This is a genomic window from Paenibacillus sp. NPDC055715, from assembly GCF_053617595.1.
This window is the reverse complement of the sequence record NZ_JBSHGA010000015.1, coordinates 17,995-43,304: the sequence shown is the minus strand read 5'-3', so window position 1 is coordinate 43,304 and position 25,310 is coordinate 17,995. Positions and strand designations below refer to the sequence as shown.

18 protein-coding genes and 2 riboswitches are annotated in these 25,310 nt (G+C 48.0%); of the genes, 14 read left to right on the top strand and 4 right to left on the bottom strand.

Annotated features, from left to right (window positions below; all coding sequences use genetic code 11):
- The first annotated feature begins 126 nt into the window (after window positions 1-126).
- From ptsG to ptsP, 3 genes are all read left to right on the top strand, one after another.
- The gene (ptsG, locus tag ACWGOO_RS19360; protein WP_452486085.1) at window positions 127-2,172 is read left to right on the top strand and encodes a glucose-specific PTS transporter subunit IIBC; all 2,046 of its coding nucleotides are present in this window, start codon (window positions 127-129) and stop codon (window positions 2,170-2,172) included.
- A gap of 120 nt (window positions 2,173-2,292) precedes the next feature.
- A complete protein-coding gene (locus ACWGOO_RS19355; RefSeq protein ID WP_430037565.1) occupies window positions 2,293-2,568 on the top strand; it encodes an HPr family phosphocarrier protein in 276 nt (91 codons plus the stop codon).
- The gene (ptsP, locus tag ACWGOO_RS19350) at window positions 2,561-4,273 is read left to right on the top strand and encodes a phosphoenolpyruvate--protein phosphotransferase (RefSeq protein WP_452486083.1); all 1,713 of its coding nucleotides are present in this window, start codon (window positions 2,561-2,563) and stop codon (window positions 4,271-4,273) included. The genes ACWGOO_RS19355 and ptsP overlap by 8 nt, the downstream gene beginning before the upstream one ends.
- A 117-nt stretch (window positions 4,274-4,390) precedes the next feature.
- Here the strand turns inward: ptsP and gcvPB are convergent, their stop codons facing one another.
- From gcvPB to gcvT, 3 genes are all read right to left on the bottom strand, one after another.
- Entirely contained in the window at window positions 4,391-5,917 is a 1,527-nt protein-coding gene (gcvPB, locus tag ACWGOO_RS19345; RefSeq protein WP_452486081.1) for an aminomethyl-transferring glycine dehydrogenase subunit GcvPB, read from the bottom strand.
- A complete protein-coding gene (gcvPA, locus tag ACWGOO_RS19340; protein WP_452486080.1) occupies window positions 5,914-7,269 on the bottom strand; it encodes an aminomethyl-transferring glycine dehydrogenase subunit GcvPA in 1,356 nt (451 codons plus the stop codon). The genes gcvPB and gcvPA overlap by 4 nt, the downstream gene beginning before the upstream one ends.
- Before the next feature lie 127 nt (window positions 7,270-7,396).
- A complete protein-coding gene (gcvT, locus tag ACWGOO_RS19335) occupies window positions 7,397-8,497 on the bottom strand; it encodes a glycine cleavage system aminomethyltransferase GcvT (protein ID WP_452486078.1) in 1,101 nt (366 codons plus the stop codon).
- An 81-nt stretch (window positions 8,498-8,578) separates the two neighbouring features.
- Window positions 8,579-8,675, bottom strand: a riboswitch (glycine riboswitch).
- A riboswitch (glycine riboswitch) is annotated at window positions 8,676-8,864 on the bottom strand. It lies immediately after the preceding riboswitch.
- Between the two features lie 297 nt (window positions 8,865-9,161).
- Between gcvT and gcvH the strand changes: the two genes are divergently transcribed.
- The 10 genes from gcvH (at window position 9,162) to ACWGOO_RS19285 (ending at window position 20,358) form a co-directional block, all read left to right on the top strand.
- Window positions 9,162-9,557, top strand: a complete 396-nt coding sequence (gene gcvH / locus ACWGOO_RS19330) for a glycine cleavage system protein GcvH (RefSeq protein ID WP_452486076.1) — start codon at window positions 9,162-9,164, stop codon at window positions 9,555-9,557.
- A 535-nt stretch (window positions 9,558-10,092) separates the two neighbouring features.
- The gene (gene pulA / locus ACWGOO_RS19325; protein WP_452486074.1) at window positions 10,093-12,594 is read left to right on the top strand and encodes a type I pullulanase; all 2,502 of its coding nucleotides are present in this window, start codon (window positions 10,093-10,095) and stop codon (window positions 12,592-12,594) included.
- 412 nt (window positions 12,595-13,006) lie between these two features.
- Window positions 13,007-14,503, top strand: coding sequence for a methyl-accepting chemotaxis protein (locus ACWGOO_RS19320; RefSeq protein ID WP_452486072.1), 1,497 nt, complete (start codon window positions 13,007-13,009; stop codon window positions 14,501-14,503).
- 186 nt (window positions 14,504-14,689) lie between these two features.
- Window positions 14,690-14,830, top strand: a complete 141-nt coding sequence (locus tag ACWGOO_RS19315) for a hypothetical protein (RefSeq protein ID WP_452486070.1) — start codon at window positions 14,690-14,692, stop codon at window positions 14,828-14,830.
- A 37-nt stretch (window positions 14,831-14,867) separates the two neighbouring features.
- Window positions 14,868-15,095: an LD-carboxypeptidase gene (locus tag ACWGOO_RS19310; RefSeq protein ID WP_452486131.1), complete on the top strand. Its 228-nt coding sequence runs from the start codon at window positions 14,868-14,870 to the stop codon at window positions 15,093-15,095.
- 3 nt (window positions 15,096-15,098) lie between these two features.
- A complete protein-coding gene (locus ACWGOO_RS19305; protein WP_452486068.1) occupies window positions 15,099-15,329 on the top strand; it encodes a hypothetical protein in 231 nt (76 codons plus the stop codon).
- Between the two features lie 81 nt (window positions 15,330-15,410).
- A complete protein-coding gene (locus ACWGOO_RS19300) occupies window positions 15,411-17,072 on the top strand; it encodes a LytS/YhcK type 5TM receptor domain-containing protein (RefSeq protein ID WP_452486066.1) in 1,662 nt (553 codons plus the stop codon).
- Window positions 17,069-17,833 (top strand): LytR/AlgR family response regulator transcription factor, encoded by a 765-nt coding sequence (locus ACWGOO_RS19295; RefSeq protein ID WP_452486064.1) that lies wholly within the window; start codon window positions 17,069-17,071, stop codon window positions 17,831-17,833. Before ACWGOO_RS19300 ends, ACWGOO_RS19295 begins: the two co-directional genes overlap by 4 nt.
- 188 nt (window positions 17,834-18,021) lie before the next feature.
- Window positions 18,022-19,269 (top strand): L-lactate MFS transporter, encoded by a 1,248-nt coding sequence (locus ACWGOO_RS19290; protein WP_452486062.1) that lies wholly within the window; start codon window positions 18,022-18,024, stop codon window positions 19,267-19,269.
- Window positions 19,270-19,446: 177 nt separating this feature from the next.
- On the top strand, window positions 19,447-20,358 hold the full coding sequence (locus ACWGOO_RS19285; protein ID WP_452486060.1) for a serine/threonine protein kinase: 912 nt from the start codon (window positions 19,447-19,449) through the stop codon (window positions 20,356-20,358).
- Window positions 20,359-20,399: 41 nt separating this feature from the next.
- Here the strand turns inward: ACWGOO_RS19285 and ACWGOO_RS19280 are convergent, their stop codons facing one another.
- Window positions 20,400-22,490, bottom strand: coding sequence for a VWA domain-containing protein (locus ACWGOO_RS19280; RefSeq protein WP_452486058.1), 2,091 nt, complete (start codon window positions 22,488-22,490; stop codon window positions 20,400-20,402).
- Between the two features lie 628 nt (window positions 22,491-23,118).
- Here ACWGOO_RS19280 and ACWGOO_RS19275 point away from each other — a divergent pair.
- Window positions 23,119-25,287: a transcriptional regulator gene (locus ACWGOO_RS19275; protein ID WP_452486129.1), complete on the top strand. Its 2,169-nt coding sequence runs from the start codon at window positions 23,119-23,121 to the stop codon at window positions 25,285-25,287.
- The last annotated feature ends 23 nt before the right edge of the window (window positions 25,288-25,310 follow it).

Below are 25,310 nucleotides of genomic sequence, written 5' to 3'. Positions count from 1 at the left end.
GATTGTTTACAGCCTACCGGGGGTAAGCTATATCCCAAGGTTGTGTTCAAACATACTTAAATCGGCTCGTGCCTTTTTTATTGTTTTGCCTCTGTATTCTAATTTTTAGAGAAGGAAGTGGAACGTATGTTTAAAAAGCTTTTCAGCGTTTTACAGCGTGTGGGCAAAGCTTTAATGCTTCCTGTAGCCATTTTGCCGGCTGCGGGACTTTTATTGGGAATCGGCAACATGCTGGTCAATCCCGATTTTCTCCAGTACATTCCTGCATTAAATGCGGGCTGGGTTCAATCGGTAGCGACGATCATGATGAATGCTGGACAAATCGTTTTTGATAATCTGGCACTGTTGTTTGCAGTCGGCGTAGCCGTCGGTCTGGCAGGCGGTGAAGGTGTAGCAGGTTTGGCTGCGATCATCGGGTACCTCGTCATGAACATTACATTGGGTACAGCTGTGGGTGTTACACCGGGTCTGATCGCTCAAAAAATACCGGGCTATGCGAACGTGTTGGGGATTCCAACGCTGCAAACTGGGGTGTTCGGCGGGATTATCATCGGTATACTGGCCGCGTCCATGTACAATCGCTTTTTCAAAATTGAGCTTCCTTCATACCTGGGCTTTTTCGCAGGTAAGCGCTTCGTTCCGATTGTAACAGCAGTATCTTCGTTGTTGATTGGACTATTGCTGGTCATTGTATGGCCTCCTGTACAATCTGGGCTGAACGTCGTGTCTCACTTCATGGTTGATTCCAACCCGACACTGGCCGCTTTCATTTTTGGGGTTATCGAACGTGCGCTTATTCCATTCGGTTTGCATCATATCTGGTACTCACCGTTCTGGTTTGAATTCGGCGAGTACGTGAATAAGTCAGGTCAAACAATTCATGGTGACCAGCAAATCTTCTTTAATCAGCTTCGCGATGGAGCTACATTGACTGCAAGTACGTTCCAAGTGGGTAAATTCCCATTCATGATGTTCGGTTTGCCAGCAGCAGCGCTTGCGATGTATCATGAAGCAAGACCGGAACACAAAAAATATGTAGCAGGTATTATGGGTTCAGCAGCTTTGACCTCGTTCTTGACAGGGATTACGGAGCCACTGGAATTTTCCTTCCTGTTCGTAGCTCCACTGTTGTTCGCGGTGCATACTGTGTTTGCAGGGCTATCGTTTATGACCATGCAAATTTTGAATGTTAAAATCGGTATGACCTTTTCCGGTGGATTTATCGACTTCTTGATTTTCGGGATTATTCCGAACCGTACGCCTTGGTGGTACGTTATCATTGTCGGTCTGATTTTGGCTGTTATTTACTACTTCGGATTCCGATTCATCATACGGAAGTTTAACCTGAAAACACCAGGGCGTGAAGAAGCTACAGAAGATGTTGAAGGAGCCGCAGTCGGTACCACAGACGAGCTTCCAGGCAATATTTTGGCAGCTTTCGGCGGCTCGTCCAATATCAAGCATTTGGATGCTTGTATCACGCGTCTTCGTGTTGAAGTTAACGAGAAGTCCAGCGTTGACAAGGCTCGTCTGAAACAGCTTGGCGCAGCGGGTGTACTCGAAGTCGGCAACAACGTACAAGCTATTTTCGGTACACGTTCCGACACGATTAAAACGCAAATGGCTGATATTATGGCGGGACGCACACCTGCTCCGGCTCCGGTTCAACCTTCTCCGCAAGAAGAGAAGGAAGCTGGTGAAGAAAAGCAGACCATCATCGTTGAAGATATCGTGATGCCTGTTAACGGAGAATTGGTTGATATTTCGACTGTTCCCGATCCGGTATTTGCAGAACGTATGACAGGAGACGGTTTTGCTGTCGTGCCAAATGATGGAACGATTGTGTCACCTGTATATGGTAAAGTATTCAATGTATTCCCGAGCAAGCATGCCATTGGTATCCAATCTGACGGTGGTAAAGAAGTGCTTGTTCATATCGGGGTGAACACAGTGAAGCTTAAAGGCCAAGGGTTTGACGTTTTGGTGAACGAAGGCGATCTTGTGTCAGCCGGTCAGCCGATTATGAAAGTAGACCTGGAATACTTGAAGGCAAACGCAAAATCCATCATCTCACCAGTCATTTTTACCAACCTTCCAGAAGGTTCTTCGGTAACTTTAAACAAAACTGGAGTATTGAAGGCTGGAGAAGATGGTATAATTACGATAAAATAAATTTTATGTGTTTCGGATTATTGAGCAGGCGGCTTAGGTCGCTTGGTCATAATCCGATTTCACTACACGTATACTGCGTGTAAATAGATATTATCCATTAGGAAAGTGGGAGAAACAATTATGCAAACAACTTTTAGAATTACTGATGAAGACGGTATCCATGCACGTCCTGCAACTGCGCTGGTAAACACAGCTAACAAATTCAGTGGTGCTGAATCTTTTGCCGAAGCTAACGGTAAAAAAGTAACTTTGAAATCCATTCTCGGTGTATTGTCTCTCGGTCTGGAACAAGGCGATACTCTCAACATCATCTGTGAAGGCGCTGAAGCTGCTGACGCTCTGAAAGCTCTTGAAAATGTAATCGTTAACGAAGGGCTGGGCGAAGTTCATGCTTAAAATTTCCGGGATTGCCGCTTCGGCAGGCATCGCTATTGCCCGGGCGTTTATCTTGGAGCATCCGAATTACGCTGTAGAGAGACGCGCGGTTGGTGATGCCGAAGCTGAAATTGCAAGATTGGATGCGGCTTTAGTAAAATCTCAAACCGAATTGGAAGCGATTAAGGAGAAAACTTTACAGGAGCTGGGCGAGAAAAAAGCAGAGATTTTTACTTCTCATCTGTTGATCCTGAATGATCCTGAACTGATCGATCCGGTTAAAGCTAAGATCAGAGACGAGCAGCTTAATGCTGACTATGCTCTGAACGAAGTAGCTACACAGTTTATTTCCATGTTCGAAAACATGAAAAGTGCTTATTTGCAAGAACGCGCATCGGACATGCGTGATGTAACCAAGCGGATCCTGAATCACCTGCTTGGTGTTCATTTTGTCAGTCCTGCAGAAATTGCCGAAGAAACGATTGTACTTGCAGAAGATTTGACACCTTCCGACACAGCTCAGCTGAATCGCGAATTTGTTAAAGGTTTTGCAACGAACATCGGCGGACGTACTTCGCACTCGGCTATTATGGCTCGTTCACTTGAAATTCCTGCGGTTGTAGGAACGAAAAATATATTGTCCCAAGCTAAAAGTGGGGATTTGATTATCGTTGACGGGCTGGATGGTCACGTATTTGTGAATCCTTCTGAAGAGATCGTTGCGGAATATCGTGCTAAACAAGTGGCATACGACAAGCAACGCGAAGAGTGGCGCAAGCTGCGCGGCGAAGCTACAGTTTCCGTCGATGGTGTGCATGTCGAACTAGCCGCCAATATCGGTACACCTAACGATGTAGCTGGCGTTCTGGATAACGGTGGCGAGGGCGTCGGCCTGTATCGTACTGAATTCTTGTACATGGGACGCGATAAGCTTCCATCCGAAGAAGTACAGTACACAGCATACAAAACCGTTCTGGAAAAAATGGAAGGCAAACCGGTTGTAGTCCGCACGTTGGATATCGGTGGCGACAAAGAGCTTCCTTATCTGGATCTGCCAAAGGAAATGAACCCATTCCTCGGATTCCGTGCTATTCGTTTGTGTCTGGATCGTCAGGATATTTTCCGTACTCAGTTGCGTGCTTTGCTGCGGGCAAGTGTACACGGTAACCTGCGGATCATGTTCCCGATGATTGCTACACTGAACGAATTCCGTGAATCCAAAGCAGTGTTGCTGGAGGAAAAGGAAAAGTTGGTAGCCGAGGGTGTAGCCGTATCTGAAGAAATTCAGTTGGGCATCATGGTAGAAATTCCCTCTACAGCGGTATTGGCTGACCAATTCGCAAAAGAGGTTGATTTCTTCAGTATCGGTACGAACGATCTGATCCAATACACCATGGCAGCGGATCGCATGAACGAACGGGTTTCTTACCTGTACCAACCATATAACCCATCCATTCTGCGTCTGGTGAAAATGGTTATTGATGCCGCTCACCGTGAAGGACGTTGGGTAGGTATGTGCGGCGAAATGGCAGGGGACACAACAGCAATTCCATTGCTGCTGGGTCTGGGACTCGATGAGTTCAGCATGAGTGCTACTTCCATTCTGCCAGCACGCAGTCAAATTTCGAAATTGTCCCGCGCGGACATGGAGAAACTGGCTGCAAAAGCTTTGGACATGCAAACAGCCGAGCAGGTTGTTGAATTGGTACAAGGCATTGAGGGCTAAGGAAGGGTATCACATTTCAAAGATTATTTTTTTTCAACAAAAATAGCTGTTTATATACAGCGGCCGGTATCTCATCAGATACCGGCCTTTTTGTATGTCCAGAGTTGGAGTTAACTTTTAGCTGCATGAGCAGTTCAGTATGGGCTTGCGAGCTGCGGCTGCTTCGTCCAGTCGAGTAACTGGGGTAGTATATGGAGCATTTAGCACCAATTCAGGGGTTTCCTCTGCTTCCCGCGAAATTTGGATCATGGTGTCGATGAAGGCATCAAGCGTCTCCTTGCTTTCCGTTTCTGTCGGCTCGATCATGATACATTCCTCTACATTCAGCGGGAAATAAATCGTAGGCGGATGATAGCCAAAATCGAGCAATCGCTTGGCAACATCAAGCGTACGTACTCCGAATTTCTTCAAGCCGCGCCCGGACATCACAAATTCATGTTTGCAATACCCAGAATAAGGGATGTCAAAATGCGGAGCCAGCCGTTGCATCATATAATTGGCATTAAGTACGGCGCATTCGGATACCCGCTTCAAGCCGTCAGGGCCATAGCTGCGGATATAGGCATAGGCACGGACGAGAATGCCGAAGTTGCCGTAAAAGGCTTTGACCCTTCCGATGGAATCGCCCTGTTCTCGGTCCCAGTGGTACGTGCCTTGTGGATCACGCACGACAAGCGGCTTGGGCAAATACGGAATGAGCCGCTGCTTTACCCCCACAGGTCCCGAGCCGGGGCCACCTCCGCCATGTGGGGTACTCATCGTTTTGTGCAAATTGAGATGCACCACGTCAAAACCCATATCCCCGGGGCGGGTGATCCCCATAATGGCGTTGGAGTTCGCACCGTCATAATAGAGCAGGCCACCCGCTTCATGCACAATCGCGGCAATGTCAGCGATTTGCTTCTCGAACAGCCCGAGCGTGTTCGGATTGGTCAGCATAAGCGCAGCGGTGTCGTTGCCTACGGCTTGACGCAGCGCGTCCAGATCCACCAGCCCCTGTGGTGTGGAGGGGAGGGTAACCGTTTCGAAGCCTGCCACAGCGGCGCTGGCGGGGTTCGTTCCGTGCGAGGAATCCGGCACGAGCACCTTGGTACGTCGCTCACCATGTGCTTCGTGGTAGGAGCGGATCATCATCAGCCCGGTCCATTCGCCATGGGCGCCCGCAGCGGGCTGAAGGGTGACGGCCTCCATGCCGGTTAACGCGGCCAGATCGTTTTGAAGCGTATGGAGCAGTGCCATGGCTCCCTGGATGCTGTCCTCCGGCTGGTACGGATGGATTTTGGCGAAGCCTGCATAACGGGCGACATCCTCGTTCACCTTGGGGTTGTATTTCATCGTACAGGAGCCGAGCGGATAAAATCCGTTGTCCACGCCAAAATTGCGTCGTGACAGGGCGGTATAATGTCGAATAACGTCTATTTCGTATACCTCGGGCAATGCTGCAGGCTCGCTACGCTGTGCATAATCCGGCAAAAGCTCTGCTACCGGACGGCGGGGAACATCGCATTCGGGCAGGGAATAGGCGATCCGGCCCGGTCTACTCAATTCAAAAATGAGCGCCTGATCCTGCTCTTTCATCTGATTTTGATTGGATTCGACTTCTGGATTCGGTATACCCTGATCTTGTCCGGTGGTGTGTGTCATAGCAATCCCCCCAAGGTGTGAACGAATTGATCTATCTCTTCCTTTGTTCGTTGCTCTGTCACGGCAATCAGCATGTGACCTGTATATTCCTCATAATCCCGCCCTAAATCGTAGCCGCCGATAAATCCGGCAGCAAGCAATCCGGCTTGCAGTTTATTCATATCGGTATTCTCAGGTAACCGAAGAGCAAACTCGTTAAAGGTGGGAGCGGTAAAGGAGGCGGTTACGCCCTTCAAGCCCAGTAATTGCTCCAATGCGTAACGGCTTTTGTGCAAGTTTAGCTCGGCTACTTCCGCGATGCCCTGCCTACCCATGACGGACAAATACACAGAGGCAGATAAAGCGAGCAACGCCTGATTGGAGCATATGTTAGAGGTAGCCTTTTCTCGGCGGATATGCTGCTCCCGTGTCTGCAAGGTCAGCACGAAGCCACGTTTGCCGTTGCGATCTGTGGTCTGGCCGACAATGCGTCCGGGGATACGGCGCATATGCGCCTGAGAAACGGCAAAGTAACCGCAGGTCGGGCCGCCGAGGGAGGAGGGGATGCCAAGCGGCTGCGCGTCTCCTACGGCAATATCCGCGCCCTGCTTGCCTGGCGCTTCTAGCAAGCCCAACGCCAGCGGATTGGCGCTGACGACCATAAGACCCTTGTGCGCATGGATCAGGTCAGCGATCGGCTTCAGATTTTCCACGGCCCCCAAAAAATTAGGGCTTTGGACCAAAACAGCCGCCGTCTGATCCGATACGGCTGCCGTTAACGCCTTCACATCAGTTACGCCGTCTGCACAGTCGATCTCCACGATATCCAAATCCAGCCCGCGTGCATAGGCAGCCAACACCTGACGTGACTCCGGATGGACGGTCCGCGATACGATGAGCTGCTTGCGGCGGGTGGCAGCGGCGGCCAATGAGCCCGCTTCTGCCAGCGCAGTCGCTCCATCATACATGCTGGCATTGGCTACAGCCATGCCTGTTAATTCGCATATATACGATTGAAATTCGAAGATGGCTTGCAGCTCGCCCTGACTTACCTCCGGCTGATAGGGGGTGTAGGCTGTATAAAATTCTGAGCGTGAAGTGATATGCTGGATGACGGATGGAATATGATGATCGTAAATCCCTGCGCCGAGAAAGCTGGCGTGCGTGTCAGTATTGGCGTTTTGCCCGGCCAGCCCGAATAAGTGGCGGGTTAAGGCTCTTTCGTCTAGCCGAGAAGAAAGGGGAAGCTCCCCTTCATACCGGATCGCCTCAGGAATATCGCTGAATAAATCTTCGATGGACGATGCGCCGACCACGTGTAGCATTTCGGCTTGATCCTGTTCAGTCATGGGAAGATAGCGATGTTGTTTCATTGGGTCTGGCTCCTTTCAACCAACAAAATCGTAAAAACGTAAACGGTTAACAAATGATTCATAAACGATTGCCAACTGCGCAGCGGTTAGTAACGGATCAAGATCGCTAGTAAGACGAGTATTTAAATCAGCGTGTGCGTTTATAAAAGGGTGCGGCTACCACCTCGGCGCGCAGGCGCTTGCCACGAATCTCGACCTCCAGCGGCGTGGATAGGGAACTGAAACGGCTGTCTACCAGAGCCAAACCCAGATTACGCTTTAAGGTGGGCGACTGGGTTCCCGTTGTGACCTCGCCGATTTGCTGTCCTTCCGCAAAAACGGGGTAATGAGCACGCGGGATGCCGCGGTCGAGCATTTCCAGTCCGATCAGCTTGCGCGGAATGCCTTGTTCTTTCTGACGTTGCAGGGCCTCACTGCCGATAAAATCTCCCTTATTCAGCTTGACGAAGAAGCCTAAACCAGCTTCCAGTGGCGAAATGGTAGCGGACAACTCTTGTCCGTACAGTGGCAGCCGCGCCTCGAAGCGCAGTGTATCCCTGGCTCCAAGTCCGGCGGGAACCAGACCATACGGCTCACCGATGCGAAGCAATCCGTCCCATACTGCCGGTGCATCCGCCGCGGGCACATAAAATTCAAAACCGTCTTCACCCGTGTACCCGGTGCGGGAGACGAGCGCTTTTGCCCCGAACAATTGCACATCCTCATTGAATCGGAAGGATGCCAGATTCGTAATGTCCGTGTCTGTCACGGCTGCGGCAATACGAGCAGCTTCAGGTCCTTGCAATGCCAGAAGTGCTACCGCATCTGATACGTTTTCCAGATGAACGGATGCAGGCGCATGGCGGAGCAGCCAATCCCAATCCTTGTCGATATTGGAGGCATTCACAACGAGCATGTAACGCTCCGACCCTTTACAGTAAACAAGCAGGTCGTCTACTACACCTCCATCCGGGTAACACAGGAGTGAGTATTGGGCCTGACCTGGCTCCAACTGACTGACATCGTTCGTCGTCACTTGTTGCAGAAATGCTTCGGCTTCCTGGCCCTCGACCAAGAATTCACCCATATGTGATGCATCAAACAAACCCGCACGTTGCCGAACGGCCTCATGTTCCTTTTGAATGCCACTGAACTGTACAGGCAGCTCCCAGCCGTCAAAATCAATGCAACGAACCCCCGGCAGCGTGCCGTAGGACGAATACAGCGGCGTTTTTCGCAAGTTAGTCATTTTTTCACTCCTATCCAGTGTGATCGTCTAAACAAAAAAGACAGGCCGAAAAAAAACGTATGGACGGCAGTCCACACACTTTTTTTCAGCTCTGTCCTTGATACCTGAGAGTTGCCCCGGTGTGTACCGGGTTTCCCCTTGGGTGATCCGCCTGTATGGCGAATGCTCTCCAGAGATGCGTCCAGCAGAGGTCCTTTTGCCTGAGAGATTCACCTGCGGTGCAGGTTTACTCCTTCGGCGCTGCCCTTGGATCAGCTATACGTCATCCGGTCCTGCCGGTAACAGCTTGATCCGGCTCGCTTGCTACCTTGTTTTCACAGGCGGCAACAGCTATGCGAGTTTTGGCAGTCTCTCCCTCCACGTTCATCCGCGTTTACAGTTATCGGGTATTTCCAAAAGTACTTGTTATTACCCATTAATACGCAAATTCATTCGAAATGTCAACAAAAATGTCATCAATATCTTTTCAAAAACATTTTATTTATAAATTAGGATATGTAAGCGTTTGTTATATCTTGTCGTATTTTTAATTAGAACGATATATGAAGTAGTGGAAATATTTTTGTTAGTATTATTGACATGATAGTTCTTGTTGTCATAACCTTAACCTGTCACGGATGGGTAGGCGAAACATTTAATCCATAGGGAAGCGAGGCGGAGCAGGATGAGTGAAGTGAAGCAGCAATTTTGGTACACGGAGGAACACGAGTGGGTTCAGCGCATAGAGGATGGAACGGTACGAATCGGTATTACGGACTTTGCACAGCATCAACTGGGCGATATCGTTTTTGTGGAGCTGCCTGGGGAGGGAGCAACGATTGAGCAGGGGACAGAGATTGGTACTATTGAATCGGTAAAGACAGTATCCGACCTGTTCGCTCCGGTGACGGGAACGGTCTTGAAGATGAATGAAGCGCTGGAAAGCACACCTGAGCTGGTGAACGAGTCTCCCTATGAAGAAGGTTGGATGATCGAAGTAAAGATTGGAGAAGATGTAGAGGAAGCACTAAGCAAGCTGCTGTCTGCGGATCAGTACGAGCAGTTGACTGCCAATGAGTAATAATGGGGCAATGTAGGTTGGATAACTGAATAAGGCGGCTTTTGTCCGCTCGGTTTTGTATAAAAATAGTCGCGATGATTGGGCATGGCGGCTATTTTTTTGCTATCTTTGTTGGCAAGCGTAATTACGTGTTTTACTCTTGTTTAGAGGGTGGATTTCGTACATAAATTGTACTTATGACAAGATGGCTTCTCGACTAAATGCTCACGTTACAAAGACGGTATTGGATGATAAGGCTGTCCTGACTTTTTGGCGGTTTTGACATGCATGTGAAGGGATAAAAGGAATTATTTATGGTGCTTGGAGGGCTGCTGCTGTAGCCTGTTCATGATTTTGTCATAAAATGGAGTGTGCGTGTGAAATGAAGGCAGCATCTGGATTTGAAATCATCCGACTTTTCAAGCTTGTCTTATTTTGATAGCCTAGATAGGTGAAGAATTTGCAAAATCCTGGTATACTGACAAGTCGTATACATCATAAATGATGGATGAACAGAGGCTGAAAGCCGATGTACAGAAATGGGTGGTGAACAGGAATGTCTGATTTCAGTCAACTCAAGAAGCTTGAGCACACAACATATCCCACATATGAAGGCCATGATTTGGGTCTTACTTATACGCCTGCGGGCAGCATGTTTAAAATATGGGCACCGACTGCGAAGCAAGTCCATGTAGCGCTGTATGACAACGCTGGATTGTACGACCAGGAAGGTAACGTTCAGGACCATAGCGGTGGCCGGGAATATCCGATGAGCCGTGATGAGCAGGGTGTATGGTCCGTAGAACTGGAAGGTAACTGGAACAAGTATTATTACATGTACAGGCTGGAATGGGCAGACCGCACCCTTCATTATGCGGCCGACCCTTATGCGACAGCGGTATCAGCCAATGGACAGCGTACGGCAATCGTTGATTTGGCTCAAACCCATCCGGACGGATGGAAAGAGGATGCTGGCCCCACGCTTGCCCGGGCTACAGATGCTATTATATATGAGCTTCATGTGCGTGATTTTTCAATGGATACACATTTTAATACTGGAGAAAAAGGCTTATCTGCCGCACAGGGACGGTTTGCAGCTTTTACGTATACGGGGCTAAGAGATATGGCGGGCAACAGCATCGGACTGGATCATCTGCTGGAGCTGGGCATTACGCATGTTCATCTACTTCCGGTGGCTGACTTCCATACGGTGAATGTTTTTGCGGAAAAGGGCACGGAATATAACTGGGGCTATGATCCGCAGCACTATAATGTGCCGGAGGGATCTTATTCTTCGAATCCGGCTGACCCGGAGGCGCGTATACGGGAGCTGAAGCTGCTGGTGCAATCCCTGCATACTGCTGGCATCGGTGTCATTATGGACGTCGTGTACAACCATACCTTCTCGGTGGAAAAAGGTCCCTTTGAGCCTGTTGTACCAGGTTACTATTACCGTACGGATGAGCATGGGCAGCTTTCCAACGGCTCGGGTGTAGGTAATGAGGTGGCAAGCGAACGCCCGATGGTTCGCAAGTATATCAAGGATTCACTGCGCTATTGGGCAGAAGAATATCATATAGACGGCTTCCGTTTTGATCTGATGGGACTGATTGATACGCCGACTGTGGAGCAGCTTACACAGGAGCTTCGCTCTGAGGTTCGTCCCGATCTGCTTATCTATGGAGAGCCTTGGACGGGGGGAGAATCCCCGCAGCCTTTGCTTACGTTAAAAGGAACACAACGGGACAAAGGCTTTGCCGTCTTCAATGACAACTACCGTTCTGCTATTAAGGGTGACAGTGATGGTACCGCAAGTGGCTTTGCCACGGGGGCATGGGATCAGGAGGAACTGGTGCTTAAAGGTGTTTTTGGCGCTATTCATGATTTTACGGCTCAACCTTCGGAGACCATCAATTATGTCACGGCTCACGATAATCTCAATCTGTGGGATAAAATTTTGACGGTGCGGCATTTGCGGGAGCGCTGCGGTTATCCGCAATGGCAGCAGGGTCAGCCGCAGGATGGGAGAACGGCCGAACAAGCCGTGGCGGAAGCAGACCCGTACCGGGAAGTGAACCAACATGAATTGCTGGAGGATGAAACCGTACGAAAATCCTTACTGGCAAACGGTATGATACTGACCTCCCAGGGCATTCCCTTTATCCATGCAGGTGATGAACTGTTACGCTCCAAATATGGAGACCATAATAGCTACCGTAGTGTGGATGTAGTGAATGCTATTCGCTGGGAGAACAAGGCGAGGTTTCGTCCCGTGTTTGATTACTATCGGGGGTTAATCGCTTTACGGCGCAGTCATCCGGCATTCCGGATGGATCGCCGGGAGCTGGTGGAGCAGCATATGGAAGTACTGCACAGCAGCGGGCATGTGGTAGCTTTTGCATTGAGGCACCATGCTAACGGTGATGCCTGGAATCATATTGTGGTGATTTATAACGGCTCGGATACGGAGCAGACGATACTGCTGCCTGCGGAATCGGATCGCTGGCATGTCGTTGTGGATGCTCACGGAGCTGGAAATGAGATACGATATGAAGTAGCAGGCCATCGTGTGATCGTTTCGCGCTGGTCGATGATGGTACTGTATGATCAGGAGAAAACCGCTCAGCCATCCTTTTTGACCGGACAGGATCAGACGATCGAGCTGGCGGAGAACGGATTGGAAGGTTCGGATGAGGGAACAAAACAAGAAATCGCAGGTCACTACGAAGAAGCATCGTTGTATCGCACCGTTGAGTTGATTTACGAGCGTGCGGATCGACAATATTCCGGCTGGAATGTGTGGGTATGGGGTACCGGATGCCGGGACGGACATGTAGAATTGAGTGAATTGGATGATGGTCGCGCAGTAGCGCGTATTCAAGTGGCTCCTCATGTGCGGCGTATCGGCTACATCGTCCGTCTAAATCAGTGGGATGCCAAGGATATCGAGGCCGATCGGTATATTGATGTAGACCTGACCCGATCTGTGATGCAGGTATTGATTCATAGTGGCAGAGAAGAATATTTGCTGTTGGTCAACGACAATCGTGCGGGATAGCTTTAAGGGGTGGTTGTCCTGCGTACAGTGAATAGCATTTTGGAAATAGCATTTTTCGATGATTTCGAGAAATGCTATTTTTTTATGCAAACGTGTGTCAGTTTCAGTGAAAAGAGTAATATTTGCCAGCTTTCTGACTTATATCTTGAAGGACGACTGGTAAACAGGCAAGATTCTTGAGGAATAATCATTTGTAAGGTAACCTGAAGGAGGTTGTATATCATGAGTTCTAATGGAGGAAGTATTCAACTAGAGATGATGTCATTTTATGACTTGGTAATAAAAGGTGATTGGAATTATTTGTACGATCTCATTCAATATGCGTTCTGATATGACGATATATAAAGTAGGGCATTTACATTTTTTGTTTTACAAAAATACCTACCATTCATCTAAGGAGCGCGTAAACATTATGGACAGAACGAATGAATTGATGTGGCAAAGAAACAAACTGGTGATCATTATTTTTTGGGTCGTGATCTTGAGCGGAATTGCCCCGGCATTGACTGATCCCTCGATGCTGGTACCTAGTGTTGTAGGATTTATTTTCGCTGTATTACTGACGGTGCTGAATGTGAAAAAGAAAGCAATCCGTGTAATTCCGTGGATTATTACGGTTGTTAATGTATTTATAAGTATAGAGTATAGCTTGTCGAGTATAGATGTGAGTTTCACGATCTTAATTTCCTCCTTGGTTTTGCTGTACCCGTCTTACCGTTATTTCCTGGTAACTATAAGCATAAATATAATAAATATTTTTGTGCAAATTACAATCGGTACGCCTGCGATTCTTCCTTCTGTCGGACCGCTACGCTATGTGAATGAGTTTTTCCTTGCTACATTAATTGGTTCACTGCTGCTAGTGGTATCCGTGCTGAATCAAAAGCAGTTTCAGAAAAGTGAGCAGCAAAATCAGGCTATTAGTGATTCGAGGCAGCATATTGAGTTTATGCTGGAGCAGGTTAGACAAGCTGTGGCTGGATTGTATAGCTTTACCGAGCGTTTTAGAAATCAGGTGAATGCCACCGGCAGTGTGGCGAATGAAGTCGCTATCGGTTTTCAGGAGGTCGCCAAAGGTGTAGAAATGCAAGCTTCGAATATTACCGAGGTTACGGATAACTTGTCCCAATCGGATCAGCATATTCGTGATGTCGCAGGTCATTCCAGAGAGCTGAAGCAGCTATCCGAAGATACTAAAAATGCGGGGGGGAAAGGAAGCAGCCAGCTACTCGCATTAACGTCCCAAATTTCCGATTTGGGTCAGGTTATGAGCCGTACCAAGGAAGAATTGGATGAATTTAAAGTACAAAGTGATAACATGTCTGCCATGCTTAACGATATTGCTCGAATTTCGAAGCAGACTAATTTGCTCTCCCTAAATGCATCCATTGAGGCCGCCAGAGCAGGGGAGCATGGCAAAGGATTTGCCGTCGTAGCTGGAGAGGTACGTCATTTGGCTGAAATGGTAGGCAGCACTTCAGTGGCGATGGAGGGCATTTTGACCCAACTGAGAACTCAAATGGATTCGGTTGTAAGTCAATTTGATATCGGCCAGCAAAGATTACAGCAAAGTATGGAATCGGCACATTCAACCGAGGTTGTACTGGAAGACATCTTGCAAAATGCCAATAAAGTGCTGCTTCAGGCCGTGGATGTAGAAGCCAGTACGACCAGTATGCAGCAATTCTCATCCCAGGTCGTTCAGGAGATGACGGAATTTGCAAGTGTAACGGAACAAGCCAGTGCGGCGTCGGAACAAATTTTGGCTGGTGTGGAGGAGCAACGAAATATCACCTCCAACATGGTGGCTGGCTTCGGTGAGCTGGAGACGCTGATTATCCAATTGAAAGAGCTGGTGCAGGAAAAGAATGAGGACAATAGCCATACCGGAACCAGCAAAAGCAAGTAATTGAATAGCTTCATCATTGGGCTAATGAGCCGGGGAATATCGCTATCAAGTGGTAATCCCCGGTTTTTTACTGATGAATGAAGGAGGGTTGAGTTGAGAGTGTATTTCTAAAAGCTATAATTTGATGGAAGTTGATGGTATAATTTGTGGCAGTTTAAATGCTTCGTATATATAGGGGGAATGACCATGATCATGGGAAAGAAACCGCCCAAACTAAAGGCTGGAGACGAGATACGTATTCTTTCGCCATCCAGAAGCTTGTCTATCGTTTCTGAGAAAGATCGCCTGATTGCCGAGCAAAAGCTGGAGCACTCGGATTTACGTTGAGCTTTTCGCAACATGTTCTGGAAATCGATGATTTTACATCTTCCTCAATAGAATCCAGAGTAGCAGATTTGCACAACGTTTTTGCCGATCCGAAGGTGACTATGAACTGATTGGCGCTGATCCTAACCGGTTATGTGGTTATTCGGATATTACTACTTTAAGTCATGCCATATATGCAAAAACAGGGCTTATCACGTATGCAGGGCCTCGTTTTTTGACATTTGGCATGCAGCAAGGGAATGAATATACGACAGCGTATTTTTAAAGGATGATGTTGGAAGAGGGCAGTATTCAAATCCAGTCTTCGCCAGAGTGGAGTGACGATACATGGTATTTGGATCAGGATCAACGAATCTTTCACCGCAATGTCGGGCCTTATGCGATTCACGAAGGAGAAGCAACCGGTACGATTGTGGGTGGAAACCTGTGTACCCTGAATTTGTTGCAGGGAACGTCGTATTTGCCGCGTCTGGAAGGCGAGTATTCGTGCCCGGAATGACAGGGTGGGTATTGAAATATATGAATAATGAGAGAGTGATAGAAGATTTGACGAATGGGTTTATATTTGGGAGGAAAGCATGTGAACGCCTTTTTGGAAATGCTGATGCAGCTATTTGAACGCGCAGCGTTGTTGCTGATTTGTCTATTTTTTATTACCCGTATTCCCCGGTTTAAGGAAACCTTGCAAAAGAACAGCCATTCCCCGGCAGAGCTGACGCTATTAACGATGATTTTTTGCACGTTTGCACTGTTTGGCACGTACACCGGGATAGAAGTCGAAGGCTCGCTCGTTAATGTCCGGATTATTGCGATTATGGCGGGTGGCATCTTGTTCGGACCGTGGGTCGGGATTATTACGGGTATTGTATCGGGTATCCACCGTTATTTGATTGATATCGGGGGAGTGACCTCGATTCCGTGCCTCATTACGAGTATTCTTTCAGGTGTGGCATCAGGGTACATTGGGCGCCGGGTCAATCGTTCCAAGAGATGGCTGGCCGGTATCGCCGCAGGAATGATCTGCGAAGCGTTGACGATGCTGCTCATTCTGGTGATGGCACAACCGTACGATCTTGGTTTGGATATCGTTTCAAAGATCGGTCTGCCAATGATTATCGGGCAAGTCAGCGTCGGTTTGATCGTTCTGCTGATTCAGAGTGTCGAGGGGGAAAAGGAAAATATCGCGGCCAGGCAGGCCAAGCTGGCACTAGATATTGCCAACAAGACGCTGCCTTATTTTCGCTCCATTAATGCTGAGTCTTTGCATACGATTTGCTCGATCATTAAGGAGGATATCAAGGCCGACGCGGTGGCGATTACGGATACTAAAGATGTACTGGCCTACGTCGGTTTTGGCGAGGAACGTTATCATATCGGCGACGAGATTATTAGCGATGTGACCAAATCAACGATCCGTAGCGGTCAAATCACAATTCGCAACCATATTGCCGACGATAAAACGCCCCAAATCCAGTCTCTGCTCATTATTCCACTGGAGGAACGGGGAGAGGTGACCGGAACTCTGAAAATATACTACCGCAAAGCTTATAAAATTACGTATCCGTTGCAGACGATGGCGATTGGATTGTCCCAAATTATTTCCACATTAATGGAAGTATCGCGTGTGGAGCAAATTAAGGAAGCGGCGAATAAAGCCGAGTTGAAGGCGCTCCAGACTAAAATCAATCCGCATTTTCTGTTCAACGCGCTGAACGCCATTGCCTCTACGACGCGCACCAAGCCGGATAAGGCACGAGAGCTGATTATTAATTTGTCGGGCTATCTGCGTTATAATTTGGAGCTGAATGATGATTTGATCGAAATTCATAAGGAGCTTCAGCAGGTGTCTGATTACGTGGAAATTGAAAAAGCCCGCTTCGGGAACCGACTTCAGGTGGAGTATGTGATGGACGAGGTGTCCGTGCGCATTCCAAGCCTTATCATCCAGCCGCTGGTTGAGAATGCGATTAATCATGGAATTCTCAAGAAAAAGGGACCGGGTACAGTGACCATTTCCGTAAAGGATCGGGGAAAAGAGGTGCGGATTTCTGTGGCAGATACAGGAGTAGGCATACGGGATGACGTCGTGGATAACCTGTATCATGATCGGGTTCCGGCCAAACAAATTGGCTTGTATAATGTGCATAGACGACTCAAGCTCATGTATGGAGAAGGGGTTATTATTCTCAAGCATGAGCCAGGCACCGAAGTTTATTTTGACATACCAAAGGAGCAGTCATGAAGGCCATCATTGTAGAAGATGAAATTCCGGCGCGTGAAGAGCTGGAGTATCTTATTCGGACCCACAGCCATATTGAAGTGACGGACAGCTTTGAGGACGGGCTGGACGTGTTCCGTTTTTTGCAGGTGCATGAGACGGACGCCATCTTTCTGGATATTAACATTCCTTCTCTGGACGGGATGCTGCTGGCGCAGAACATTAGCAAGTTTGCCAAAAAGCCTTACATTATTTTTACGACCGCCTATAAAGAGCATGCGGCGCAGGCCTTTGAACTGGAGGCGTTCGATTACATTCTCAAGCCGTATGATGAAAAACGGATCGCCGCCATGCTGCGCAAGTTGGAAAATGCCTATGAGCAGCGAAATGTTCAGTCACAGGATGCTGTCCCAACTGCACAGCCTCGAGCTGCTGAAACAAGCACGGTCAGCGCTTTGGGCCGCGTCAATCTGCTGAAAAACGACAAAATTATCGTGACCGATGCGAACGATATTTATTATGCGTGCGCACAGGAAAAGGTCACCCGTGTCTTTACAAGACATGAAGAGTATACGATGCCGATGAGCATTTCGGAATTTCATGCCCGGCTGCCGCAGCAGGACTTTTTCCGCTGTCACCGATCCTATACGGTTAATCTGTCGCAGATCCGTGAAATTGTACCTTGGTTCAATCATACGTATCTCCTGCGTTTGCGTGGTCTGGACGCGGAGATTCCGGTAAGCCGCAGCAAGGCCAAGGAATTTCGGCAAATTATGCGACTTTAAAGGCATTTCATTCCGCTATATGTGCATTTCATTCCTCAAACGATTTCTGGCTGACATGCAGGGTTATAATAATCCATGTAGAGAGAATCCTTACAGACTTGCTCCTCCAAAGGAAAAGCTTAGTGGATTCCCGGTTATCATGATAACAAATTGATGCTGTAGAGTCGGAATGGAAAGAGGAGATTTATATGAAAACAAACAGCGGAAACCGCCTGCTGATCGTGCTTGGAACGATTATTGTCCAGATGGGATTAGGAACAATCTACACATGGAGTTTATTTAATCAACCGTTGGTGGACCGCTTTGGCTGGAACCTCAGTTCGGTCGCCATTACATTTTCAATTACCAGTTTTGCACTGGCGTTTTCTACGTTATTCGCAGGCAAGCTACAGGATAAATGGGGACTACGTCGTCTGATTTTGTGCGCTGGCGTTGTGTTGGGTGCAGGACTCATGCTCACCTCGCAGGTAACTTCCCTGTCCCTTTTGTACATTTTGGCGGGTATTGTTGTAGGATTTGCGGATGGAACGGCTTATATTACATCACTGTCGAATCTGATCAAATGGTTCCCTGAGAGAAAAGGACTCATTTCCGGTATCTCGGTTGGTGCGTACGGAACGGGCAGTCTTATATTTAAGTTTATCAATGGTTCGTTAATTCAGTCCGTTGGCGTATCGCAGGCGTTTCTGTATTGGGGAATGATCGTACTGATCATGATCGTGGGTGGTTCTTTCCTGGTGAGAGAAGCTGTGGTCGTGAACAAGCCATCGGTGCAAAACGGGGTTGTGCAGCGTGATTACACCGTTAAAGAAATGTTGCGTACTAAGCAGGCTTACCTGTTATTCGTCATGTTCTTCACGGCTTGCATGAGCGGTTTGTATCTGATTGGAGTTGTAAAAGATATCGGCGTACGGATGGCGGGTCTGGATGTAGCTACAGCTGCCAATGCGGTAGCTATGGTCGCTATTTTCAATACGGCAGGTCGGATCATATTAGGCGCGCTGTCGGATAAAGTCGGTCGTCTGAAAGTGGTAGCGGGTGCGCTGTTAACAACAGCGGTCGCAGTTACAGTGCTGAGTATGGTACCGCTGAATTACGGTTTGTTCTTTGCCTGTGTAGCAGGGATTGCCTTCTGCTTCGGCGGCAACATTACAGTCTTTCCTGCCATCGTAGCTGATTTCTTCGGCCTGAAAAATCAAAGCAAAAACTACGGTATCGTGTATCAGGGCTTTGGCCTCGGTGCGCTGGCGGGTTCCTTTATCGCAGCCTTGCTCGGCGGATTCATCCCGACCTTTACCACGATTGCGGTGCTGTGTGTCGTATCGTTCCTGATTGCGCTCACTATCCGTACTCCGGATCAAGGCAATCTGCGCAGCCAACGGAAGAAAAATACCAAGAGCATGCGTAGCATGAAGCCTGAAACGAAACTGGGTTAAAAGGGATTGAGAACAAAGTACCAGATGAATGCCAAAAGACCTGTCATCATTTCCTGAGGGAGATTATGGCAGGTTATTTGTTTTTCCATTATTCGATTTTACGGTATAATAAAAAGAAATGTAATAAGCCGATATATTCAAAAGACATAAGCTAAGAATCTGACAGGAGGACGAGTCATGATCGTGGATACAAGCGGGAATCTGCTTGCCCGCAATACGAAGCTGCGAAATACATATCAAATTCGAAGCGCCTTGTCCCGCAGTGAGCTGGCCATCGTGTATACGGCAAGGCTGTTGGATAATCGAGAAAAGGTTATTGTTAAGGAGTTTTTTCCGAATGCGCTCGCTTTGCGGGGATCGGATCGAAAAACGGTGACCTGCAGTGCATCTATGCAATTCAAATACGTGGAGTTTATGCATTATTTTTTGCGTGAAGGGCAAATGCTCAAGGAATTAAGCCATCCGGGTATTGTCGGTTATATAGATCACTTTGAAGAGAATGGAACCGCTTATCTGGTGATGGAGTATTGTTCAGGTAAGACGCTGGACAGGGTAATGAAGGAAGAGGATGCTCCAACGTCCAATCCTGCTTTTTTGTACCATGCGCTGCTGCCTTTAATTGATGCCATGGAATACATTCACGACAAAGGCATTATTCATCGGGATATTAAGCCAGGCAACATTATGATCGGGGAGAATGGCAAAATCAAGCTGCTTGATTTTGGATCGGCTGTGCATTTTGAAGGCAAAGAGCATCCGATCTTCACTACAGCGGGCTACTCTCCGCTGGAGTTCTACTCTAATCGCTCACAGCAAGGACCTGTATCGGATATCTACAGTCTGGCCGCTACGCTGTATTATTGCCGAAAAGGATCACCTCCACCGGATGTGCCGGGTAGGTTGTTTGCAGATCAGGCCGATCGGATTCAGATCGAAAATGCAGGTCTTTCCCTGCTGCCGTATGTGATTCGGCGAGGTCTGGAGGTACAGGCTAATAAGCGTTGCCGCTCGCTCAGATGGTTTAAAGCCGCACTGCGTGCGGAATATTGGATAAAAAAAAGGAAGCGCCCTACTCTTACGGTTCGTTAATCGTAAGAGACGGTGCTTCCCTTTTTTGTTTCCGGCCGACGTTATCCTATCGGAGCTTGAATATGATCGGTGTACACGGAGGTATTGGGTTTGATCGCTTTGTACCGTAGCTCGATTTCAGTAACACCGTCCTCGAACGTAATGTACAGCTTGTCGCTATACTCCAGCACGGCCTTTTTATTGCGGGCAATTCTGACTTTCCCGTGCTGCAAGGCGCAGCGTGTATCATGTTTGACCACAAGCATCCCTTTTTTACCCGCGGAAAAGATGATCCGCTCCGCTTCTGGCAGCGGTTCGTGAACATCGAGCGTACGGAACAACTCCTGCAAGCTGACCTTCCGGCCTGGAAAGGAGGTGAGCGGCCAAGATTTTACCGGAATCTCCTGTCCACTTGCTGTTGCTAGGAAATATCCCTCGATTCTTCCCGCAAACTGCGGTTTTGGCCGCAAGAACCAGTACAGAAGTGCTGCCACTATGACACTGATCGCTACCGTCCATTTGAGGGCTGTATACCGGGACTGCACGGAAACGGTCAGCGTAGCGCTGCTGGATGCTCCTTCCGAATCGGTAGCGGTAATTTTCAACTCAGAGTCGCCCGTGTGAAGCCCGGATAACAGCAGATCTGTGCCGTTAATCTCAGCATTAGCCGCATCCCCTGTGGCTCCTGAATCCAGCTTATAGGTGAGCTTGTCATGATTCGGATCAGCAAAAAATTCGCTTAAACTCCGGCGGACATCCCGGTCTTCCTTCACCAGACGAATGGTCAGGTCCTTTAAAGCCTGTGGTGCAGCATTCGCCGCATGGACGGTATGAGCCGCTCCCTTGCGATACCATTGCGGGCTGTCCAAAGACAGCTGCCAAGTATAATCCCCCGCTAGAGGGAACGCGTATTCGGTCTGGAAGAATCCCGACCTGTAGGTCATAGGTACCTTTTTGCTTGTACCGCCCTTTACGGGTGTAACCATGATATGGGCTTTAAGCGATTTATATACAGCTTCGTCTGTAAGCTTTTGACCATCCGGCAGCAACAACTGGGCTTTGAAAGGTATGGCTTGTCCCTTAAGTAGCTGCACGGGTTTGTTTCCATTGGTTTGTTTTCCCTTGTTTCCCGTCATGGTGGCCTCGGCTTCCAGTCGATAGCTGCCAAGCAAATTGATTTTGACCAAATCTCCGCGTATGCCCCTCAGTTTCAGCTTGATTTTGCCTGCCTGTGGATGCTCAATTTTTAAAATCGCATATCGGCTCGATTTGTACCTGCGGACATTTTCTGAATTGGAATAAAGCTGTGTTTCCTGAAGAGGATGCTCCGACAAAAGCACCAGATTGGCTTCTTCCATACTAGAGTCCGGTATATCCACCGTTAATTCCTGCATTTCGCCAGTGGTCGTAATCGCCGCGACTGGAACGAGCTTGGAACGAATTTGGTTGGCGAAAATACGGTTTAAAATTTCCGGCAGATCCTCGGCGCTGCTCGTTATGAAAGAAGCTCCCCCCGTTTGCGAAGCGATTCGCTCCAGTTCTTGCCGGTTCACCGTGCCGTCATGATTCAGACCAATTGTATACACGGGGTATCCTTTGGTCTGTGCAGACTTAATAACGGAGGATACGTCATTGCTTGAGTCCCCTTTGGATCGGGAACCGGAAGAGGCTCCAAAATCAGTCTCTCCATCGGACAACAGGATCATAAAAGGCTGGCGACCTTTAGAAGTCCCTGCGGCAAGCAGTTCCGAGCCTTTACGCAATCCAAGTCCCAGATCTGTATAACCGGAATGGTTCAGCGTTCTAATTTCCTGCTGAATTTGGGATTTTTGCGCCGCTACTGCAATAGAAGTCAGCGACTTCGAGGCGACTACATGATGGTTGTAAGCGACGAATCCGACGCGTGTACGGTCTGCATCACTCAAATCCATAAACATATTGATGACTTCGGCCGCAATGCCCTCGGGATCGGTTTCCCTCATGGAATAACTGGTATCCAATACAAAAACGGCGTCATAACCCTCGACCGGAACGGCTCCCAAAGATGCTGCATTCGTCTGATTTACAGTCCCAAGGCCCCCATTTAAGCCGATTTGAAAAAATAGTACAAAAGTCATGAAAACAATGATTCCTAATCTCCTCATTCTGAACATAAGCTCCTCCATCGACGAGGCCAATGCGTGTGCGCCCACTCTTCTAATCCCTGGGATATAAGGGATAAAGGATCAAAACAGCTGTTAACCCTCACATTAGCCATGAATTTGATACTTTTACGCTTATCAGAAATATCCAATGGACTTCTATCGGCAATTGAGTTCCATTTGTGAATAATTCCCTGAATAAACAGGACTAGCATATCATAAGAATTACGTATTTACGCATAAAATGAGTCAAATTACCCTGTTTCAATCTTGGACTACAGAAATTGACAAAACTAACGAATGCTTTGTATGATAGCTCTTATATTAACGGCAAAAACTGGGATAAGAGTAGGATCACGGAATAAGAGAAACTGAATTTCCTTGTTATCTGAACAATTTATCTCTGTTTGTTAATTTATCCATTAAAAGTTAAATAAACGCTTCGGACTGATTTTCGAGGTTACATGCCTGTACTGCGTATGCAGTATGAGCCGAATCCTTTGGCCAATTTGAATGTTATGTAGGGGGGAGGAGGCAAAAGAACTAAGCGTGGAAACCCGGCTGCTCTAAATTGGACATCGCGTGTCCGTGTATGAGGCTTTCGGCGTATATCCATACTTTCATTCGTTTGCCGACAGCGATGGAAATCATTTATCAAACAAACCGGACAATGCTTTTTGAAGAAATCAACCCGGAAAAGCTGGACCTGATCACAATTGTAGGTGATGTGAAGGGCATTGACAGCTTGAGTGATGAGAAAATCAAGGAAATTAACCAGCACCTTCTGGTGCGCAGCTTCGACGAATTTTTGGATAAATTTTCGCCGACGGTGTATTCGTTTTTTAACGCGGCTAATCAAAAAGTGGTCTATACCCTCAAAAAGCCGGAGGGGATTGATGAGGACAGCATTTCTGAAATCCGTGTGAATCAAAGCAATGATTTTCTGAAAATGTTGTTTACACTCATTGATACCAAGCGCAGCCAAGGAATCACAAATGTGGATTTCAAGTTTGAAAATCTGCTGGATATGATTTCTCCGAAAAAGGTTATGGACGATATTCGTCAAGTCCGCAAAGAAATTCACTATATGTACGGTGAATACGACAAGCTGGATGACGGCGATCCGAAGAAACTCGACATGGGTGACAAGCTGAATGGAATGTTCGAGGAAGCAAGCCAGAACTACAACAACGTTATGGCCATGCTGCCACTGGCGATTGAGGATATCAAAACCCGCCTTCTGCTCGGTGGCGCCCAGGAGGAAAACTCCGGTGAGCTGATCCAGGTGGGTATGCTTTCCATTGGGGAAGGCGGCGAGCTGAAAATTATTGAAGCACCGAAGAGCGACAGCACCGAGCTGATGCTGCTGGATGAGAACAGCACGAGCGATCTGTCACAGGTGTTCGAGGAAGATTACAACTCTATTACGGATACGCCTTCCGACTATGTGAAGGATTTGGTGGTGCGCACGTTTGTGCCGCTGCCGGCTGTTCAGACCAAGGTCGATACAGCGGTTGAAGTTCAGAACTACAACACGTATCTAGAGTTCTATAAAAATGCCAAGGATGATTTCGTAAAGGCGGTTAAGCCGCTTGTGGAAAAAATCCTCGGCGTCAAAATGTTCTTTGATCAATATGCAACGAAGAGTAAAGGTATGTTGCCAACCATGCTGGTGGCAAATAACAAGCTGGACATGCTGGTGAAAAGCAGTAATATCCCGCGTCTGGAAACGTATCTGAACACCGTGAATGCCAAAAATGAATTCAGCGATACGATCTGGTTCGGTATCGTTCCATCCGTCGAGTTGGAAGCAGCCGGTAAGGTGAAGGTTTCACGTGAACGCTTCAAAGGCAACGAGAAGGTCGTTAAGCAGGGTGGAAATTCGATGGAATCGCTCTCGATGCTGCTGCAAGTCGTGAAGGATTACAAAATTCAAATGTTCTTTAATTTTGAATCCGGTGAAGAAACGACCTTCAACAGTATGGCGACAGCAGGCATCGACAAATATGTCGATAAATGCGCCAGTCTCGTTCGCAGAGAATACAGCGAATTTGCGATTCCTTGCGTACCGAACTTCACGATTATTCCGAAGGATAAATCGGGTGTCATTATCGACAGCAAAATGCTACAGACCGAAAGCGGTGTGCAGCTCTCCAAGGAGAAAGAGGATATTCTCAAGTTGTGGATCGAAGGCGTTTATGTGGGTGCAGCCTACGTTGCCGCTGGTTTGGTCGCTTCTTATCAGTGTCCTGAGTACCTGCGTGAGACATTCAAAACGGTCAACAAAAACTTCCCTGGCGTACGCTTCGACATCGAAGCGGGAGACAACAGTCTGCGCACGGTGACGACGATGGCCAAGGAAATCACCGGGTTCACCAACACAATCAAGGATGCCATCAACCGTAAAAACTTCGGCTTTGTATTCTCGTCCGAGAATGCTCAGATTCAGGACAAGGATATCCGCCGGATTACCGTCTACAAGGCGAGAAGCATGGCGATGTCCGAGGACGGCTTTGATTCCATCTACAAGACGCTGGTCAGCACGTACATTGAACGTATTTTGCGCTACCAAACAGGAGACTTCAAACACGAAAATATCGTCCGCTTCTTCAGTAACAATCCGAGCAGCCAAAAGAGCAAGTGGCTGGGCAGCAGAGGATCTGTGAACTCGATCATTCAGGACGGAGACGATATGAGCTTCATTATTGATGAGAAAAGCAATATGTGCCATATCGATCTGGTTTTCAACGGCAATGTGAAGAACCTGGAAGTCATGATCACTAAAGGAACCAGCTCGGTCAAATCATGATTCGAGCGCTACGAAAGATGTTA